The sequence below is a fragment of the Achromobacter sp. 2789STDY5608615 genome (genome assembly GCF_001298995.1).
In the GTDB taxonomy this organism is placed as follows: Bacteria; Pseudomonadota; Gammaproteobacteria; order Burkholderiales; family Burkholderiaceae_B; genus Achromobacter; species Achromobacter insuavis.
Genome location: NZ_CYTY01000045.1, coordinates 26,559 through 45,447 on the forward strand (window position 1 = coordinate 26,559; position 18,889 = coordinate 45,447).

Genomic DNA, 18,889 nt, shown 5'->3' on the forward strand with positions numbered 1-18,889 from the left:
TCGCCGTCCGTATATTGCGACGAAGCGACTGGGCGGAAGAAGTCCTCCAGGACAGCTTCATCAATATCTGGCGCAACGCCGCCCGCTATTCTTCGGAACAGAGCCAAGTCATGACCTGGATGACCCGCATCGTGCGCAACCGCTGCATCGACCTGCTGCGCAGGCCGGACCTGGAGCGCCCGGACGCCGACGGCGAACTGACGCTGGCCTGGGCGGATGACGCGCCCGGCCCCTTCGAGCGCCTGCAGACCGACCAGGACGCCCGGCGCCTGGCCGACTGCCTCAAGCAGCTGGAAGGCCAGCAGCGCGCGGCCATCGCGCTGTCCTTCTTCGACGACCTGAGCCACAGCGAGATCGCCCGGCGCCTGCAGGCGCCGCTGGGTACGATCAAGAGCTGGGTGCGGCGGGGCATGGAACGGCTCAAGAGGTGCCTGTCATGAACTACCGCGATCCGCAATTGCGCGCCCGGCTGGCGGCCGACTATGTCTCGGGCGCCATGCGTGGCGGCGCCCGCCGCCGCTTCGAGGGCCTGATGGCCGCCGATGCCAACCTGCGCCGGCAGGTGCGGGGCTGGGAAGACGACATCTACCCCCTGCTCTGGTCGCTGCCGGGCAGGACGCCGCCGGGCCGCGTCTGGCGCGCCATCGAATCGCGCCTGCGCCCCGGCGCCGCCCCCTGGTGGCGCGGCCTGGCGTTCTGGCGCATCGCCAGCGGCGCGCTGGCCGCCTTGCTGGTGGCCGGCGTCGTCATCTACCCCATGCAGGTGGACCGCGCCGCCCGCGCGCAGCTGATGGCCGTGCTGCAAAGCCCCGAGGCGCAGGCCATGCTGGTGGTGCGCGCCGACGAAGCCGGCGGCCTGCGCATCCAGGCGCTGCAGAACCTGGCCACGCGCGCCGGCGACAAGGCGCTGGAACTCTGGGCCATCCCGCCCGGCCAGGCGCCGCAGTCGGTCGGGCTGGTGTCGCCCGAGGGCCTGACGGCGCTGCGCCGCGCCCAGGGCCTGGCCGGCGTCCAGCAACTGGCCATCACGCTGGAACCGCCGGGCGGCTCGCCCACCGGCGCGCCCACCGGGCCGGTCATCATGAGCGGCGACGTGCTCAGGATCTGACCAGCATCCAACCCGGGCCCCGGCCCGTATAGAGGGGTGTCCCCGTTGCGGAGCACCCCATGTCTTCCTGGATCGGCCCGGGCCCGCGCGGCCTGCTGGAGATACTGCTGGCGGCCGGCCTGGCGCTGTGCCTGCTGGCCGCCTGTTCGCCCCTGACCCTGCTCAACGGCGCGGTGCCCGACGGCGCCAGCCGCGCCACATCCGGGCTGGCCTATGGCCCGCTGCCGCGCCAGCGCCTGGACATCCACGCCCCGCTGAACGCCGCCGGCGCGCCGGTGGTGGTGTTCTTCTACGGCGGCAGCTGGCGCAGCGGCGAACGCGCCGACTACCGCTTTGCCGGCGACGCGCTGGCCTCGCGCGGCATCATTGCCGTCATCGCCGACTACCGCCTCTACCCCGAGGTCGCCTATCCCGAATTCCTGCGGGACGCCGCGCTGGCCGTGGCCTGGACGCAGCGGCATATCGGCGCCTATGGCGGCGACCCGGGCCGGCTGTTCGTGGCCGGCCACAGCGCCGGCGGCTATATCGCCGCCATGCTGGCGCTGGACCCGCGCTGGCTGCGGGATGCCGGCTCCGCGCCTGGCACGCTGGCCGGCTGGATCGGCCTGGCCGGCCCCTACGACTTCCTGCCGATCACCGCGCGCGACGTGCGGCCGGTCTTCCTGTTCCCCGACACGCCGGCCGATTCGCAGCCCATCCGCCACGCCAGCGCCGCGGCCCCGCCGGGCCTGCTGTTGACCGGCGCCGCCGACACCGAGGTGGACCCGCAACGCAACAGCGCCGCCCTGGCGCGCGCCCTGCGCGCCGCGGGGGCCTGCGCGCGCCTGGTCGAGTACCCCGGCCTCGGCCACAAGCTGCTGGTCGGCGCGCTGGCGCGGCCCCTGCGCTGGCGCGCGCCGGTGCTGGACGACATCGCCGCCTTCGTGGCCCGCCCCTGCGCGCCCTCTCCAGGAGAATGACCATGCGCCCCGACCTGCCGCTGGCTCTGCTGCTTGCCCTGATCCTGCCGCTGGCACCGCTGGGCGCCCAGGCGGCCAACGAACATTACCTGGGCTACGCCTATGCCCCGCACGGCGGCGCCGAGCGCTACCGCGAGGAGCACTGGGTCGTCAGGGACGGCGCGCGGCAGACCCGGCTGGTGCTGTACCGCTGTCCGGACGGCGCCGCCTTCGCGCGCAAATGGGTGCGGGGCGGCGTCGACAATCCCGCGCCCGATTTCGCGCTGTTTGACCAGCGCGACGGCTACCGCGAAGGCGTCAGCAGCCGCGGCGCCGAGCGCCACGCCTACGTGCAGGCGCGCGCCAGCGCCACCACGCGCAGCCAGGCGCTGCCGCCGGCCGAGGATGCCGTGATCGACGCCGGCTTCGACGCGTGGCTGCGCGCGCACTGGGATCCGCCCGCCACGCCCTTGCGGTTCCTGGTGCCCAGCCGGCTGGCCCTGATGCCGCTGGAGGTCCAGGCGCGCGATGTGCCCGGACAGCGCGAGCGCGTGTTCCGGCTGCGGCTGGATGCCTGGTACGGCTTCGCCGCGCCCCCGCTGCGCGTGACCTACGACCGCGACAGCCGGCGCCTGCGCCGCTTCGAGGGCCCCAGCAACCTGCGCGACGGCAACGGCGGCACCCAGACCGTGCGGATCGAGTTCCCCGCCGACGCCGAACTGGCCCCGCCCACGCAACAGGACATGGACGCCGCCGCGGCCACGCCGTTGACGGGGCGTTGCGACTAAGGGTTTTCACTAGCGCATCCAGCCGGCGCGCCCGCCCGTATATCCCCGCAAGCCTCGAACAGGACACGATGATGCGCCCCGAACTCTCTCGCTGGACCGCCTCGATGCGCCGCTGGGTCGATACCCAGGCGGCGAGCGCGTCCGACGGCCCGCCCGACCGCATCGACTGGACCCGCGCCCTGCCCTTCGCGCTGCTGCACGCGGGCTGCCTGGGGGTGATAGCGACCGGCGTGTCGCCGGTGGCGCTGGCTGTGGCGGCGGCGCTCTACGTCCTGCGCATGTTCGCCCTGACCGGCTTCTACCACCGCTATTTCTCGCATCGCACCTTCCGCACCTCGCGCGCCATGCAGCTGGTCTTCGCCATCCTCGGCGCCTCCTGCGCCCAGCGCGGTCCCCTGTGGTGGGCGGCGCACCACCGCCACCATCATCGCCACGCCGACGACGACCAGGACCTGCACTCGCCCGCCCGCCACGGATTCTGGTGGAGCCACATGGGGTGGTTCCTGACGCCGCGCGCCTTCGCCACCGACCTGGCGCGCGTGCCGGACCTGCGCCGCTACCGCGAACTGCGCTGGCTCGACCGCTTCGACGCCGCCGTGCCCATCGCGCTGGCGCTGCTGTGCTACGCCCTGGGCGCCGCGCTCGAACGCCTCGCCCCCGGCCTGGGCACCAGCGGACCGCAGATGCTGGTGTGGGGCTTCCTCATCTCGACGGTGGCGCTGTTCCACGCCACCGTCACCATCAATTCGCTGGCGCATCGCTACGGCAAGCGCCGCTACGACACCGCCGACGACAGCCGCAACAACGCCTGGCTGGCGCTGCTGACCTTCGGCGAAGGCTGGCACAACAACCACCATTTCTATCCCGGCTCGGCGCGCCAGGGCTTTCGCGCCCGCGAAATCGACCTGACCTGGTACGGGCTGCGCCTGCTGGCGGCCGCCGGCCTGATCTGGGACCTGAAACCCGTGCCGGCCTGGGTGCTGGCGCGCGCCAAGGAATGACCATGCGCATCGCCATCATCGGTTCGGGCATCGCGGGGCTGGTCTGCGCCTGGAAGCTGGGCCGGGACCATGATGTGACGCTGTACGAGGCCAATGACTACCTGGGCGGCCACACGCACACCCACGACGTCGAGCAGGACGGCCAGCGCTACGCGGTCGACAGCGGTTTCATCGTGCACAACCCGGTCAACTACCCGCATTTCACGGCCATGCTCGACGAGCTGGGCGTGTGCTCGCAGCCCACCACCATGAGCTTCTCGGTGCACCAGGAGGCCAGCCGCCTGGAATACAACGCGACCTCGCTCGACACCCTGTTCTGCCAGCGCCGCAACCTGCTGTCGCCGCGCTTCCTGGGCATGGTGCGCGACCTGCTGCGCTTCTACCGCGAGGCGCCGGCGCTGCTGGCCGGCGACGAGCCCGGCCCGACGCTGGGCGAGTACCTGGCACGGCACCGCTACGGCCAGGCGTTCCAGGCCGACCACCTGATCCCGATGGCGTCGGCGCTGTGGTCCTCGCCCGCCGCGCGCATCCTGGAATTCCCGGCTCGCTACCTGGTGCAGTTCATGGCCAACCACCAGATGCTGCAGGTCGACCCGCGGCCCCAATGGCGCGTGGTGCAGGGCGGGTCCAGCCGCTACATCCGCGCCCTGCGCGAGCGCTGGAACGTGCGGGTGCGCCTGAACTGCCCGGTGTACCAGGTCACGCGCCAGGCCGACGGCGTCACCCTGGCCTCGTGCGAGGGCCGGCCGCGCTACGACCAGGTGGTGTTCGCCTGCCACAGCGACCAGGCCCTGAAACTGCTGGCCGCGCCCAGCGCGGCCGAGCGCGAGGTGCTCGGCGCGATCACCTATCAGCACAACGACGTCGTGCTGCACACGGATGCGCGCTTGCTGCCGCGCCACCGCAAGGCCTGGGCGGCGTGGAATGCCTACGTGCCGGCCGATCCCTCGGCGCCGTGCTCGGTCAGCTACTGCATGAACCTGCTGCAGGGCCTGCAATCGCGCCGGCCGTTCATCGTCACGCTCAATCGCGGCGACGCCATCGATCCGGCGCAGGTGCTGGCCCGCATGCGCTACCACCACCCGGTCTACACGCTGGCGTCGGTGGCCGCCCAGGCGCGCCGCGACGAGATCTCCGGCCGCCAGCGCTGCTGGTACGCGGGCGCCTACTGGGGCTGGGGCTTTCACGAAGACGGCGTGGCCAGCGCGTTGGACGTGGTGCGCGGCATCCAGTCGCGCGCCGCGGCGCTCTCGGCGGAGGCCGCATGAACGGCCACAGCGCCCTGTACGAAGGCCGCGTGACGCACCGGCGCCACGTGCCGCATGCGCACGGCTTCAGCTACCGCATGGCGCAGCTCTATCTGGACCTGGACGAGGTCGACCAGGTGTTCAAGGACCGCTGGCTGTGGTCGGTGGACCGGCCCAACCTGGCCGAATGGCGCCGCCGCGATTATCTCGACGGCGATGCCGGACTGCCGCTGGCGCAGGCCGTGCGGGCGCGGCTGCGGGCCGACCTGGGCGAAGCGCCGGCCGGACCGATCCGGCTGCTGGCCCATCCGCGCTACGCCGGCTATGTCTTCAACCCGGTCAGCTTCTACTACTGCTACGAAGCCGACGGCGTGACCCTGGCCGCCATCCTGGCCGAGATCACCAACACGCCGTGGAAGCAGCGCCATTGCATCGTCCTGCCGGTCGAGAGCGCCGACCGCCGCGGCGACGCCATGGCCTGGCGCTTCGACAAGCGCTTCCACGTCTCGCCCTTCATGCCGATGGACTGCGTCTATGACTGGCGCTTCAACGCGCCGGGCGAGGACCTGCGGGTGCATATGCGGGTCAACCGCCAGGGCCAGCCGCAATTCGACGCCCGCCTGCACCTGCAACGCCGCGCACTCGACGGCGCGGCGCTGGCGCGCTTGCTGTGGCGCTTTCCCCTGATGACCCTGCAGGTCATCGGCGGCATCCACTGGCAGGCCTTGCGCCTCTGGCTCAAACGCAACCCGATCCACGACCATCCCGGCACGCCCGACGGAGAACCGCAATGAAAGCCATGACGCCATCCGAACAGGCCGCCATCGCGGCGACCCGCCCGCCCGGCGCGCTGGAGCGCCTGCTGCGCAAGCGCCTGTTCGCCAGCCTCTCGACGCTGACCGGCGGCCGGCTGGCGATCGAGGACAGCCTGGGCAGCGCCACGCTCGGCCAGGGCGAGCCGGTGGTGCGCCTGACCATCCGCGACATGGCCTTCTACCGCCTGGTGGCCACGCAGGGCAGCGTCGGCGCGGGCGAGGCGTATGGCGACGGCATGTGGACCTGCGACGATCTGGTCGCCCTGGTGCGCCTGCTGGTGCGCAACCGCGACACGCTGGACGGCATGGAATCCGGGCTGGCGCGCGTGGCCGGCTGGTTGCTCAGGCGCTGGCATGCCGGCAACCGCAACACCCACGAAGGCAGCCGCCGCAACATCGCCGCGCACTACGACCTCGGCAACGATTTCTTCTCGCTGTTCCTGTCGCCCGACCTGATGTATTCATCGGCCCTGTGGGCCGGCGCCGACGACACGCTGGAAGAGGCGTCGCGGCGCAAGCTCGACACCATCTGCCGCAAGCTCGAACTCGGCCCGCGCGACCGCGTGGTCGAGATCGGCAGCGGCTGGGGCGGTTTCGCCATCCATGCCGCGCGCCACTACGGCTGCCACGTCACCACCGCCACCATCTCGCGCGAACAGCACGCCCTGGCGCTGGCGCGGGTGCGCGCCGCCGGCCTAGACGATCGCGTCAGCGTGGTGCTGCAGGACTACCGCGACCTGCAGGGCCGCTACGACAAGCTGGTGTCGATCGAGATGATCGAGGCCATCGGCGCGCAATACCTCGAGACCTATTTCGCCAAGGTCGCCGACCTGCTCGCGCCGCACGGCCGCGCATTGATCCAGGCCATCACCATCGAGGACCACCGCTACCAGCAGGCGCTGGGCGAAGTGGATTTCATCAAGCGCCACATCTTCCCCGGCAGCTTCATCCCCTCGATCGAGGCGATGCTGCGCGCCAAGACGCGCGCCAGCGACCTGGCCCTGGTGCACCTGGAGGACTTCGGCCTGTCGTACGCGCGCACCCTGCAAGCCTGGCGCCAGCGCTTCCTGGCGCACCTGCCCGAAGTGCGGGGACAGGGCTTCGACAGCCGCTTCTGCCGCCTGTGGGAGTTCTACCTGGCGTACTGCGAAGGCGGCTTCCGCGAACGCTCCATCGGCGTCTCGCATCTGTTGCTGACCCACCCCGGCGCCCGCGGCACGGGCGAACGCTGGGTCCAGGCGGGTGTGTGATGCGCTTCTGGGCCAACCTGCTCGGCTACCAGCTGGTCTGGTTCAGCGCCATCATCGGCGCCGGCCGCGGCCTGGCCTGGCCGGGCGTGGCCTCGGCCCTGGTCTTCATTGCCGCGCAACTGGCCTGCTCGGTCACGTGGCGCGCCGACCTGAAGCTGGCCGCCGCCGCGCTGCTGTGCGGCTGCCTGCTCGATGGCGCGCTGTCGGCGCTGGGCTGGTCGGTCTACGCCGCCGATGCCTGGCCCGCGCCGCGCTGGATCCTGGCGCTGTGGGCGGCCTTCGCCCTGACGCTGAATCATTCGCTGGCCTACCTGCGGCCGCGCCGCTGGCTGGCCTGCGGGTTCGGCGCCATCGGCGGGCCATTGGCCTACTGGGGCGCCGCGCGCGGCTGGCAGGCGGTGCAGTTCGACGCGCCCGCCTGGCGCGCCGTTGCCGCGCTGGCGCTGGGCTGGGGCCTGATCCTGCCCGCGCTGACCCGCTGGGCGCAGCGCTGGACGCGGGAGGCCGCATGAATCCCCTGTCGCAATGGCTGATCATCGCCGTCGTCATGGTCATCGCCATGGCGCTGGCCTGGGCCTGGCAACGCCGCCACGCCAACGCGGGCATCGTCGACGTGGTCTGGGCCGCCGGCATGGGCGCCAGCGCCCTGCTGGCCGCCGCCACCGGCCAGGGCGACTGGGCGCCCCGGGCCTGCCTGGCCGTGATGGCCGGCGTCTGGTCGCTGCGGCTGGCCTGGCATCTGTGGCGGCGGGTCCGGCAAGGCGAGGACGGCCGCTACCGCGCGCTGCGCGAACACTGGGGCGGTCATCAGGGCAAGTTCTTCGGCCTGTTCATGTTCCAGGCCGGGCTGGTGATGCTGTTCAGCCTGCCTTTCCTGGCGGTGGGCACGAGCGCCGCGCGCGGCCTGCCCGTCGCGCTGGGCCTGGCGATCTGGCTGGCGGCGCTGGCCGGTGAAGTCATCGCCGACCGCCAGCTCGACCGCTTCCGCGACGATCCGGCCCATCGCGGCCAGACCTGCCGCGACGGCCTGTGGCGCTACTCGCGCCATCCCAACTATTTCTTCGAATGGTGCCATTGGTTCGCCTACGTCGCGCTGGCCTGGGGCTCGCCCCTGGCCTGGCTGGCGTGGCTGGGCCCCGTGCTGATGTACGTCTTCCTGCGCTGGATCAGCGGCATCCCCTTCACCGAGCAACAGGCCCTGCGCACGCGCGGCGACGACTACCGCGCGTACCAGCGCCGCACCTCGGCCTTCTTCCCGTGGTTCCCCAAATCCTGACGAGGCCCGCCATGACGACCGCCAGCCTGCACGACCTTCCGCTTGCCGCCGACCGCCCCGCGCCCGGCCTGCTTGGCCTGGCCGAACGCGGCCTGGTGCCCGACGCGCTGCTGCGCCTGGGCATCCGCCGCCTGTGCGCCGAACGCCTGGCCGCCGAATACGCCGGCGGCATCGACGCCTGGACGGCGCGCAACCAGGACCTGATCGCGCGCCTGCGCGCCAGCGCGGTGGCCATCCACACCGACGCCGCCAACGCCCAGCACTACGAACTGCCGACCACGTTCTTCCAGCTCTGCCTGGGCGCCCGCATGAAGTATTCCGGCTGCCTGTATCCGACCGGCGCCGAGACCCTGGACCAGGCCGAGGCCGCCATGCTGCGCCTGTACGGCGAACGCGCCGAGCTGACCGACGGCCAGGACATCCTGGAACTGGGCTGCGGCTGGGGCTCGCTGACCCTGTGGATGGCCGAACACTATCCCAACGCCCGCATCACCGCCGTGTCCAACTCGGCCACCCAGCGCCAGCACATCGAAGCGCGCTGCCGCGAACGCGGCTGGGCGCACGTGCGCGTCATCACCTGCGACGTGAACACGCTGGCGTTGCCGGCGGCCGCCTACGACCGCTGCGTCTCGGTGGAGATGTTCGAACACATGCGCAATTACCAGGACCTGCTGGCGCGCATCGGCCAATGGCTGCGCCCCGGCGGCAAGCTGTTCGTGCACATCTTCGCGCACCGCGAGCGCGCCTATCCGTTCGAGACCGAAGGCGCCGGCAACTGGATGGGACGCCACTTCTTCACCGGCGGCATCATGCCGGCGGCCGACACGCTGCTGCACTTCCAGCGCGACCTGCAATTGCAGGAAAAGTGGTTTCTCGACGGCACGCACTACGCGCGCACGGCCAACCACTGGCTGGCCAACCAGGACGCCCGCGCCGCGCAGGCCCGGGCGGTGCTGGCGCAGGCCTATGGCCCGCAGCTGGCGCCGTTGTGGCACCAGCGCTGGCGCATGTTCTGGATGGCCTGCGCCGAGCTGTTCGGCTACGACGACGGCCAGCAATGGGGCGTGGCCCACTACCGCTTCACGCGCCCCTGAGGAGACCGCCATGTTGCGCGCCCTGTGTATCGCCGCGATGGGCCTGCTGGCGGGCTGCGCCGGGCCCGCGCCCATGCCGCCCGTGGCCCATGTCGACCTGCCGCGCTTCATGGGCGACTGGTACGTCATCGCGCACATCCCCAGCTGGCCCGAGCGCAACGCCTACGACGCGGTCGAAAGCTACCGGCCGCTGCCCGATGGCCGCATCCAGACCGACTTCCGCTACCGCAAGGGCAGCTTCGACGCCGAGGTGAGCACCATGCACCCGGTGGCCACGGTGCGGCCGGACACCGGCAACGCGGTCTGGGGCATGCAGTTCATCTGGCCGATCCAGGCGGAATACGTCATCGCCTACCTGGACGACGCCTACCAGACCACCATCATCGGCCGCTCCAAGCGCGACTACGTGTGGATCATGGCGCGCGTTCCCTGCCTGAGCGATGACGCCTACGCGCAGCTGGCCGAGCGCGTCGCGGCGCTGGGCTACACGGAACCGCTGCGCAAGGTGCCGCAGCGCTGCCAATAGGCGAGACCGGCCCGCGACGCCGCCAAGGGGCCGGCGGCTTGCCATCGTCAGAAGTCCATCGACGCCGACAGCATGAAGGTGCGCGGCGCGCCCAGCGCCAGGCTCGACAGCTGCGGCATGCCCCAATACGCCTTGTTGGTCAGGTTGTTGACGCTGGCCCGCAGGACCAGCGGACGGTCGACCACCCTGGTGGCGTAGCGCGCGCCGACGTCATAGGTGGTGCGGCCGGCCACCGACAGCGAATTGTCGGCGCTGATGTACTGCTTGGACACCGCGGTCGCGTTGGCGGTCAGCGTCAGCCCCTGCACGGCCGGCACATCCCACTCGATGCCCAGCTTGCCCTGCAGCTTGGGCACGCCGGTCGCCTGCCTGCCCTCGTTGACGGCCAGCGCGGCCTTGGTGACCTTCGGGTCGATGTACGCCACGCCGCCCATCAGGCGCACGCCGCGCAGCGGTTCGCCGAAGAAGCCCCATTCCACGCCCCGGTTGCGCTGTTCGCCGCCGAACGAAAACACGTTGGTGACGGGATTGGTGTAGCTGCTCGGCCGCGTGATCTCGAACACGCTCAAGGTATGGGTGAAGTCACCGAAGTCGACCTTGATGCCAGCCTCCTTCTGCTTGGTCTTGTACGGCGCGAACAGCTCGCCGGCGTTGGCGGCGGTGACCGGCGCCGTCTGCCCCTTGCTCAGTCCCTCGATGTAGTTGGCGTACAGCGAGACATTGTCGGTGGCCTTGAACAGGATCGCCGCCGCGGGCGTGGTGGCGCTGGCGTCATAGCGGCTGGTGCGCGCGCCCGTGGCCACATTGAAGGTATCCGAACGCACCTCCTGGCGGCGCGCGCCCAGCGTCAGCTGCACCCGGTCCTCGGCGAACGACAACGTGTCCGCCAGGCCGTAGCTGATCAGGCGCGTCTCGGTATGCAGGATCGCCGGCCAGACGCCATCGACCTCCGGCCCCCAGACCGGCTTGTAGATGTTGGTGGTCCAGTCCGCGCCCGGCACCGAGCGGCGGCCGTAGTCGCGTTCGGTATCGGTGTAGTAGGTGGTGTTCAGCACCCACTGGTGCTTGATGCCGCCCGTCTGCAGCTTGCCCTTGACCCCAGCCTCCCCGGTGGTCTTCCTGATGTGCATGTTCAATTGGCCGATGGTGGTGCGCAGGTCGCCCGCGGCATTGAGCACCTGAGCGGAGATGGCGCCGTTGTAGGTGTACTCGGACCGGCTGGTGCCGACCGCGGCGTACGCCATCAGGTTGTCGCTCAGGTCGACTTCGCCGCGCACCATGGCGCCGCGATCGCGGTTGTGCACATACGCCCAGTCCGGGTTCAGCAAGGTGTCGGCCTTGGGCGGCCTGGGCACGGCCACGCCGGGCGCCAGGTTGATGCCGCGGGTCACGCCGTCCACGCGCTCGTCGCTGTCGTACAGATCCGCCGACACGCGCACGCGCTCGCTGCGCCAGTCCAGCCCCACGGCGGCCAGTTGCGCCTTCTTGTCCTGGTCCTTGATCGCGCCGGCGCCATCGCGATAGACGCCGTTGAAGCGGATGCCGAACTGCTTGTCCTCGCCGAAGCGGCGTCCCATGTCCAGGTGGCCGCCGAACTGCGCGTCCGACATGTAGGTCGCGGTCAGGCGCGTCAACGGCTCATCGCCGGCGCGCTTGGGCACCAGGTTGACGGTGCCGCCCACCGAGCCGCCCGGCGGCATGCCGTTGAGCAGGGCCGACGGCCCCTTCAGCACCTCGATGCGCTCGAACATTTCCGGCGTGGTGCGGTAGTACGGCGCCATGCCGAACAGTCCGCCGAAGGAGATGTCGGTGGTGCTGGAGCTGAAGCCGCGGATCGAGTAGTTCTCGCTCCAGGCGCCGGTGACGCCGTTGCTGAACACCGACGGGTCGGTGCGGGCGATCACGTCGGTGATGTCCTGGGCCTGCAGGTCCTGGATGTACTTGTCGGTATAGCTGATGACCGAGAACGGCGTGCTCATGAAGTCCCGCTCGCCCAGGAAGCCGGCGCGGCCGCCGTACGTGACCTGGCCGCCGGCATAGGGCGCGGCGGGCTCCTCGGACTGGCCCGTGACGCGTACCGCCGGCAGCGTCTTGACCCCGGCGCCGGCCGGGTCTGGTTGCGCCTGCGCCGCCGTCTCGCTGACGCGGGCGCGACTCTCGGCGGCCTGCTGGGCCTGCGCGGCCGGGGCCGCGATCAGGGCGGCGCCGGCCGTCAGGCCGAACAGGGCCGCGGTCAGGCCGTTGAGGGAAAAGGCGGTCCTGGCGTGCGCGGCATGCGATGCGGGACGCGCGACGCGGCCACGATGGCGACGTGTGCTCATGGAATGCTCCGTTCGGTTGAGCGTGGATTGGCCTTCATCGGTTTCGGCATTAATAATGAAAACAATGAGGCGAATGGGAATCGTTAATCAATAAAACCATTGGCGCCGAAGCGCCGGCCGACCGGGTCAGTCGCGGTAGCCCTTCATCACGTCGTCGATCACGATCCGCAGCGAATTCACGCTGGCAGCCGTGACATACCAGGCCTCGGCGTCGGCAAAGACCACGCGGCCGTGCTTCCACGCCGGCGTCTCGCGCAGCAACGGGTTGCCCAGCGTCTCGGCGGTCAGCGCGGGCCGGCGTTCCATCACCGCGGTGCGATCCACCACGTAGATCACGTCGGGATTGGCCTGCTGGATGAATTCGCTGGAGATCGGCTGGCCATGCAGGCCGGCCTCCGCCATCGGGCCGGCCGGCTTCACGCCCAGCGCGTTGAAGACGAATCCGTAGCGCGACTGCGGGCCGAAGGACGTGAAGGCGCCGTTGTTGTGCAGCACGATCAGCGCCTTCTCGGGACGGTCCTGGATCAGGCGCCGGGCCGCCTGGACTTTCTCGTCCAGCCCGGCCGCCTGCTGGCGGGCCAAGTCTTCCTTGCCGAAGATCCGCCCGAGCGTGATCAGGTGGTCCTTGACGACCTCGATGTGATTGACCTGGCTGTCGCGGTAATCCACGTCGAAATGGATCGTCGGCGCGATCTGGCTCAGTTCCTTGTAGTGGTTGGCCTGCAGCGACGTGATCAGGATCAGGTCGGGCTTGGCCGCGTGCACCCGCTCCAGGTTGGGCTGCACGATCGCGCCCGTGTCCCGCACGTCCGGCGCGTCCCGGTACCTGGCCAGGAAGTGCGGCACGAAGTCCTTGGGCATGCCGGCCACGGGCACGCCCAGCAGGTCCAGGAAGTCGACCTCGTTCATGTCCAGCGCCACCACGCGCCGGGGCTGCCTGTCGATGACGGTGACGCCGAGCTTGTGCCGCACCGTGATGGCGGCGTAGGCCGGCGGCGCCTCCGCGCCGGACGACGGCGACGGTTGCGCCGCCTTGGGCGCCGTTTCCTGGCCGCAGCCCTGCAGCGCGATCGTGGCGGCCACCAGCAGGGCGAACGCCCAGGTCCTGTGCTTGCCGTTCATGTCAATTCTCCCGATGGGTTGAAGTAGTTGCACAGGCGGCCGCGCGCGCCGTGCGTGATCTCGAAATCCAGCCCATACAGTTCCCGCAAGCGGTCCTCGGTCACGACCTCGGGCACCGTGCCGGCGCAATGCACCGCGCCGTCCTTCATGGCGACGATGTGGTCGGAATAACTGGCCGCGAAGTTGATGTCGTGCACCACCAGGATCACGGTGCGGCCGTGCATATCGCACAGGCGGCGCAGCGCCCGCATGATCTGTACGGCGTGCTTGATGTCGAGGTTGTTCAGCGGCTCGTCGAGCAGCAGGCAGTCGGTCTGCTGGGCGATGGTCATGGCCAGGAACGCCATCTGCCGCTGCCCGCCGCTCAGCTCGTCGAGATAGGCCTGGCGCAGCGGTTGCAGCGACAGGAACGCGATGGCCTCGTCGATCAAGCGCCGGTCCAAAGGCGTCAGCGCGCCCCGGCTGTAGGGGAAGCGGCCGAACGCGACCAGCTCCTCGACCGTCAGGCGCAGGTTGAAATCGGGAGACCGGCGCAGCGTGGCCACGCGCCGGGCGTAGTCGCCGACGCGGATGTCCGACACATCGCGGCCTTCGATCAGGATCTCGCCCCGGGTCGGCGCCAGCAGCCGCGCGATCATCATCAACAGCGTCGTCTTGCCCGCGCCATTGGGGCCGATCAGCGAGGTCAGCCGCCCCGCCGGAAACCGCGCGTTGACGTCGGACAGCACGGCGCGCGCGCCATAGTGTTTGGAAAGATGCTTGACGGTAATCATGCGGTGCCCCGCGCCCGCGCCATCAGCGCGAGGAACCAGGCGCCGCACGCCAGGTTGACCAGGATGCCGACGGTGGTCCGGTAGTTGAAAAGATGCTCCACCGCCAGCTGGGCCAGCAGGAACAGACCCACCGCGATGGCGCAGCCGGCGGACAGGGTGACCCGGTGCCGGCGCGTGCGCGTCAGCGCATAAGCCATGTTGGCGACGAAGATGCCCATGAACGCCGTGGGCCCCAGCAGACTGGTCGACACCGCGACCAGCGTGGCGATCAACGCCAAATGCCGCCGCACCTGGCGCGGATAATCCACGCCCAGCGACATCGCCTGGTCGCGCCCCAGCGACATCACGTCCAGCGTCGGCAGGGTCTTCAGGCCGGCCAGGCACACGCCCGCCACCAGCAGCCCCGACACCAGCAGCTGCGCCGGTTCGGTCTTGTTGAACGACGCCTGCGAAAAACCCAGCAGGATCGAGAACTCGCCGGGGCTGGTCTTGAGCTGCACGAACTGCGTGAAGGTGCCGATCACCATCGTCAGCACCAACCCCGCCAGCAGCAGGAAGTGGACGTTCTGCCGGCCCTGGCTGAACAGCCCGCGATGGATCAGCCACGAATAGCCCAGCATCACCGCCACCGACAGGAAGAAGTTGCCGTGCGCCCCCAGCAGCACCAGGCTCTGCGCGCCCAGCCCCAGCACCAGCAGCGATTGCAGCAACAGGTAGACCGCCTCGTAGCCCATGATGGCCGGCGTCAGGATGCGATTGCCCGTCAGCGTCTGGAACACGATCGACGACCAGGCGATGGCCACGCCGCCGATCAGCATGGCCGCCAGCCGCGCCAGCCGCTTGGGGATGACGTAGTCGAAATCCAGGCCGGCGCCCAGGAACAGGAACGCCAGCGCCAGGGCGATGACGAGCATCCAGGCCAGGTGCCGCGAAGCCAGGCGCATCATCGGTGTTTCCAGAAGATCAGCGCCAGGAACAGCAGGCCGCCCAGCCCGCCCGCGGTCAGGCCGATGGGCACTTCGAACGGGTGGATCAGCAGGCGCCCGAGCACGTCGCAGGCCAGCAGCAGCGACGCGCCGCCCAGCGCCACCACCGGCAGGGTGCGGCTCAGGTTGTCGCCGTAATGCAGCGCCACCAGATTCGGCACCACCAGGCCGACGAAGGGAATCGCGCCGACCGTGATGACCGTGGCGGACACCGTCACGGCCACCAGCATCAGCCCCAGCGCCACGGTGGCGCCATAGTTCAGCCCCAGGCTCGACGCCACGCCCTCGCCCATGCCCAGCACGGTGAAACGGTGCGCGTACAGATACGTCAACGCGACGATCGGCAGGATCAGGTAGATGATTTCGTAGTTCCCCTGCACGATCCGGGAGAAATCGCCCAGCATCCAGCCCTGCATGCTCTGCAGGATGTTGTGGCGATAGGCATGGAACTCGGCCAGCGCGCTCAGCACGCCGCCGTACATCAGGCCGATCACCGGCACCAGCACGGTGTTCTTGAACTTCACGCGGCGCACGATCGCCACGAAGAGCAGGCTGGCGGCCAGGCAGAACGCCAGCGCGAACAGCATCCGCACGGTCGCGCCGGCGGCGGGCGCCAGCGTCAGCGACACCAGGATGCCGAACTTGGCGGCGTCCAGCCCGCCCGAGGTGGCGGGTTCGACGAACTTGTTGCGCACCACGTGCTGCAGGATCACGCCGCAGACCGACAGCCCCACGCCCGTCAGCACCAGCGCCGCCAGGCGCGGCAGCCGGCTCGCCGTCAGCGTCAGCCAGGCGTCGCCCGACAGCGACAACACCTGCGACCATGCCATCTGCCGCGCGCCCACCAGCAGCGACGCGCCGCACAGCACGATGAACACGCCGATCAACCCCGCACGCATCAGCCGCCCGCCTCGTCCGGCGCCGCGGCGGCGATGCGCCAGCCCTTGGCAGCCCGACGCTGCGCCAGGAATCGCGCATAGCGCCCCTGGCTCGCGCGCAGCAGCGTGGGCGACCCCTGTTCGACAATGCGGCCCGCTTCCAGCACCACGACCTGGTCGGCCATCGCCACCGTGGAGAGCTGATGGGCAATCACCACCAGCGTGCAGCGGCCGCGCAACCGCGCCAGCGCCTCGGTGACGACGATCTGGTTCTCGGCATCCAGCGCCGCGGACGCCTCGTCCACCAGCAGGATCGGGGCGGCGCTGATCAAGGCGCGGGCAATGGCGACGCGCTGGCGTTCGCCGCCGGACAGGCGCGCGCCGCCCTCGCCCACCGCCGTGTCCAGGCCTTGCGGCAGCCGTTCGGCAATCGCCGCCACGCCTGCCTGCCGCGCGGCATCCATGACCTCGGCGTCGCTGGCGTCCGGCTTGCCGACGCGGATGTTGTCGGCGATGCTGCCCGAAAACAGATAGTTGTCCTGGAAGATCTGGCGGATCTGGCCGGCCAGGCGCGCGCTGGCGATCTGCCTCACATCGACGCCGCCGACGCTGACGCTGCCCGCGGTCGCGTCGAAAAAGCGGGCGATCAGCCGCGCCAGTGTGGTCTTGCCGGAACCGGACTCGCCGATCAGGGCGACCATGCTGCCCGGCGCGATGCGCAGCGTCACGCCGCGCAATACGTCCGCTTCCTCCGGCGCGTAGCGGAAGTCCACCTCGCGCAGTTCGATCGCGCCATCGCGCGGCGCCTGCGGCGTCCCGGGCTCCGGCAGCGGCTGCACCGCGAACAGCGCCGCGATGGCATCGAGCTGGCCGCGCGCGCCGCGCAGCACTTCGCCATAGCCCGCGACTTCCAGCAGCGCGTCGACGTAGCGGGCCGCCAGCACCAGCGAGACAATGACCGCCGCGGCCGCGCCGGGCGCCAGCGGGCCGCCCGCGAGATCGTTGGCCCACCACACCGCCGCCATCAGCATGGCGGCGAATGCCGCCTGCGCGGCCCAGGCATTCAGGACGGCCGACCCCGCCGACAACCAGATCAACCGCGCGCCGGCCTGGCGCTGGCGTTCGACCGCCTGCTCCAGCAAGCGCAGGCCGCCGCCGTCGCCATTGAACGCGCGCAGCACGGACTGCGCCTGGGCGAACTCCACCACGCGCTGGCTGGCATCGGCAAAGCTGCGATGGAACGCGTCGTCCGCCCGCCGCGACATGGCGGCCGTCAATGCCAGGACGCCGGCCAGCAGCGGCAGCGCCAGCAGCGCGATCACGCCCAGCAGCCAGTGCTGCGCGAACAGCGCCACCACCAGCACCATCGGCGTCACGATCCCGGTGAGCACCGGCGTGAACACGTGCGCGGGAAGCTGGGCCACCGCCATCATGCCCTGCGTGACCACATGCCCCAGGCGCGCCGTGTTCGCGGGCGTGAACCACCCGACCGGCAGCCGCGCCACGTGCTCGCCCAGGCGATGGCGGCCGCTTTGCAGGATGGCCACGCCCACGCGCACGCCGGCCCGCTCCACCTGGCGCCGCAACAGCCAGCAAACCGCCACCTCGGCCGCGAGCAGCGCCAGCCAAGGCGCCATCCGCCGCACGTCGCCGTCGAGCAGATGGATCAGCACCGGCGCCAGCGAGGCGATGGCCACCCCGCACAGCACGCCATAGGCGATGGCCATCCCGGCATAGCGCCGCAGCACGGACGCCTCCTTGCCCAGCAACAGCAGGAACGTCTTCAGCATGACGCCCCCGCCTGTTCCGCCGCCACGTCGTAGCCGCCCAGTGCCCACAGCCGGGCATAGCGGCCGCCCTGCGCCAGCAGCGCGTCGTGCCGGCCCTGCTCGACGATGGCGCCGTCCTCCAGAACCAGAATGCGGTCGGCGTGCATCACCGTATCCAGCCGATGGGCGATCACCATCAGCGTGCGCCCTTGCGCGAAGCGCGACAGCGCCTCCTGGATCGCCACCTCGTTGCCGGCATCGGCCGCCGCCGTGGCCTCGTCGCACACCAGCACCGGCGCGTCGAGCAACACGGCGCGCGCGATGCTCACGCGCTGGCGTTCGCCACCCGACAGTTGGGCGTCCTCGCCGACCACCGAGTCGTAGCCGCGCGGCAGCGCCAGGATGCGTTCATGGATGTTGGCGGCGCGCGCGGCGGCCTCGACCTCCAGGCGGCTGGCCGCCGGCCGGCCCAGCGCGATGTTGTCATGGATGCTGGCGTGGATCAGGCGCACTTCCTGCAACACGAAGCCGATGCGCCGGTAGAGCTGCGTGGTCTCGATGTGCCGCAGGTCCACCCCGCCCAACGTGATGCGCCCCTCGGCCGGATCGAAGAACCGCAGCAACAGCCGCGCCAGCGTGGACTTGCCCGCGCCCGACGTGCCGACGACGGCCGTAACGGTGCCGGGTTGCAGCGTGAAACTGATGTTCGACAACGCCGGGCGCGCCTCGCCGTAGGCATAGCCGACATTCTCGAAGCGCACCTCGTGGCCGGCCGGCGTCTCGCGCCGGCCGCTCCCGGGCGCTGCCAGCACCGGTGTCCGCAGCAGCGCCAGCACGCGCTGCGCGGCGGCCGTGGCGCTGCCCAGGTCGTGCAGCAGCGTATGCAGCAGCAGCACCGGCGCGCAGATGCCCGGCGCCACCAGCGCGAATGGCAACACGTCCACCGGCGCGATCCAGCCCAGGCCGACGAACAGGGCGCCGCTGGCCAGCCCCCCCC

Annotated in this window: 19 protein-coding genes; 12 read left to right on the forward strand and 7 right to left on the reverse strand. The window is 70.7% G+C overall.

The genetic code is table 11. The annotated features are described in order from the left end of the window. The 12 genes from AOZ49_RS26950 to AOZ49_RS27005 all read left to right on the forward strand — a co-directional run. Positions 1-440, forward strand: a 440-nt coding sequence (locus AOZ49_RS26950) for an RNA polymerase sigma factor (RefSeq protein ID WP_054478808.1), incomplete at its 5' end; no start/stop codon positions are given. Continuing rightward, positions 437-1,108, forward strand: coding sequence for an anti-sigma factor (locus AOZ49_RS26955; protein WP_054428864.1), 672 nt, complete (start codon positions 437-439; stop codon positions 1,106-1,108). The genes AOZ49_RS26950 and AOZ49_RS26955, both read left to right, overlap by 4 nt. Positions 1,109-1,167: 59 nt before the next feature. Then, positions 1,168-2,067: an alpha/beta hydrolase gene (locus AOZ49_RS26960; RefSeq protein WP_054478810.1), complete on the forward strand. Its 900-nt coding sequence runs from the start codon at positions 1,168-1,170 to the stop codon at positions 2,065-2,067. Between the two features lie 2 nt (positions 2,068-2,069). After that, complete coding sequence (locus AOZ49_RS26965) at positions 2,070-2,834, forward strand: hypothetical protein (RefSeq protein ID WP_054478812.1); 765 nt, start codon at positions 2,070-2,072, stop codon at positions 2,832-2,834. 68 nt (positions 2,835-2,902) lie between these two features. Next, a complete protein-coding gene (locus tag AOZ49_RS26970; RefSeq protein ID WP_054478814.1) occupies positions 2,903-3,835 on the forward strand; it encodes an acyl-CoA desaturase in 933 nt (310 codons plus the stop codon). A gap of 2 nt (positions 3,836-3,837) precedes the next feature. Next, positions 3,838-5,103 carry an NAD(P)/FAD-dependent oxidoreductase gene (locus AOZ49_RS26975; protein WP_054478816.1) on the forward strand — a complete coding sequence of 422 codons (1,266 nt, stop codon included), beginning with the start codon at positions 3,838-3,840 and terminating at the stop codon, positions 5,101-5,103. Continuing rightward, positions 5,100-5,876: a DUF1365 domain-containing protein gene (locus AOZ49_RS26980; RefSeq protein WP_054428869.1), complete on the forward strand. Its 777-nt coding sequence runs from the start codon at positions 5,100-5,102 to the stop codon at positions 5,874-5,876. The genes AOZ49_RS26975 and AOZ49_RS26980 overlap by 4 nt, the downstream gene beginning before the upstream one ends. Then, complete coding sequence (locus AOZ49_RS26985) at positions 5,873-7,147, forward strand: SAM-dependent methyltransferase (protein WP_054478818.1); 1,275 nt, start codon at positions 5,873-5,875, stop codon at positions 7,145-7,147. Before AOZ49_RS26980 ends, AOZ49_RS26985 begins: the two co-directional genes overlap by 4 nt. Further along, complete coding sequence (locus AOZ49_RS26990; RefSeq protein ID WP_054478820.1) at positions 7,147-7,659, forward strand: DUF2878 domain-containing protein; 513 nt, start codon at positions 7,147-7,149, stop codon at positions 7,657-7,659. Before AOZ49_RS26985 ends, AOZ49_RS26990 begins: the two co-directional genes overlap by 1 nt. Next, positions 7,656-8,423: a DUF1295 domain-containing protein gene (locus AOZ49_RS26995; RefSeq protein WP_054428872.1), complete on the forward strand. Its 768-nt coding sequence runs from the start codon at positions 7,656-7,658 to the stop codon at positions 8,421-8,423. Before AOZ49_RS26990 ends, AOZ49_RS26995 begins: the two co-directional genes overlap by 4 nt. 11 nt (positions 8,424-8,434) lie before the next feature. Continuing rightward, positions 8,435-9,517, forward strand: coding sequence for an SAM-dependent methyltransferase (locus tag AOZ49_RS27000; RefSeq protein WP_054428873.1), 1,083 nt, complete (start codon positions 8,435-8,437; stop codon positions 9,515-9,517). 10 nt (positions 9,518-9,527) lie between these two features. Then, positions 9,528-10,043: a lipocalin family protein gene (locus AOZ49_RS27005; protein ID WP_054428874.1), complete on the forward strand. Its 516-nt coding sequence runs from the start codon at positions 9,528-9,530 to the stop codon at positions 10,041-10,043. Between the two features lie 47 nt (positions 10,044-10,090). On the opposite strand, the gene AOZ49_RS27010 is transcribed toward AOZ49_RS27005, so the two are convergent. From AOZ49_RS27010 to AOZ49_RS27040, 7 genes are all read right to left on the reverse strand, one after another. Continuing rightward, a complete protein-coding gene (locus tag AOZ49_RS27010; RefSeq protein WP_054478821.1) occupies positions 10,091-12,364 on the reverse strand; it encodes a TonB-dependent receptor in 2,274 nt (757 codons plus the stop codon). Between the two features lie 126 nt (positions 12,365-12,490). Continuing rightward, positions 12,491-13,486, reverse strand: coding sequence for a siderophore ABC transporter substrate-binding protein (locus tag AOZ49_RS27015; RefSeq protein WP_054478823.1), 996 nt, complete (start codon positions 13,484-13,486; stop codon positions 12,491-12,493). Continuing rightward, positions 13,483-14,259 carry an iron ABC transporter ATP-binding protein gene (locus AOZ49_RS27020; RefSeq protein WP_054478825.1) on the reverse strand — a complete coding sequence of 259 codons (777 nt, stop codon included), beginning with the start codon at positions 14,257-14,259 and terminating at the stop codon, positions 13,483-13,485. Before AOZ49_RS27020 ends, AOZ49_RS27015 begins: the two co-directional genes overlap by 4 nt. Beyond that, positions 14,256-15,203 carry an iron chelate uptake ABC transporter family permease subunit gene (locus AOZ49_RS27025; RefSeq protein WP_054478831.1) on the reverse strand — a complete coding sequence of 316 codons (948 nt, stop codon included), beginning with the start codon at positions 15,201-15,203 and terminating at the stop codon, positions 14,256-14,258. The genes AOZ49_RS27020 and AOZ49_RS27025 overlap by 4 nt, the downstream gene beginning before the upstream one ends. Beyond that, entirely contained in the window at positions 15,203-16,144 is a 942-nt protein-coding gene (locus AOZ49_RS27030) for an ABC transporter permease (protein ID WP_054428878.1), read from the reverse strand. Before AOZ49_RS27030 ends, AOZ49_RS27025 begins: the two co-directional genes overlap by 1 nt. After that, entirely contained in the window at positions 16,144-17,913 is a 1,770-nt protein-coding gene (locus AOZ49_RS27035) for an ABC transporter ATP-binding protein (protein WP_054478826.1), read from the reverse strand. Before AOZ49_RS27035 ends, AOZ49_RS27030 begins: the two co-directional genes overlap by 1 nt. Then, positions 17,907-18,889: ABC transporter ATP-binding protein (locus AOZ49_RS27040; RefSeq protein WP_156355759.1), on the reverse strand; the 983-nt coding region annotated here is incomplete at its 5' end. The genes AOZ49_RS27035 and AOZ49_RS27040, both read right to left, overlap by 7 nt.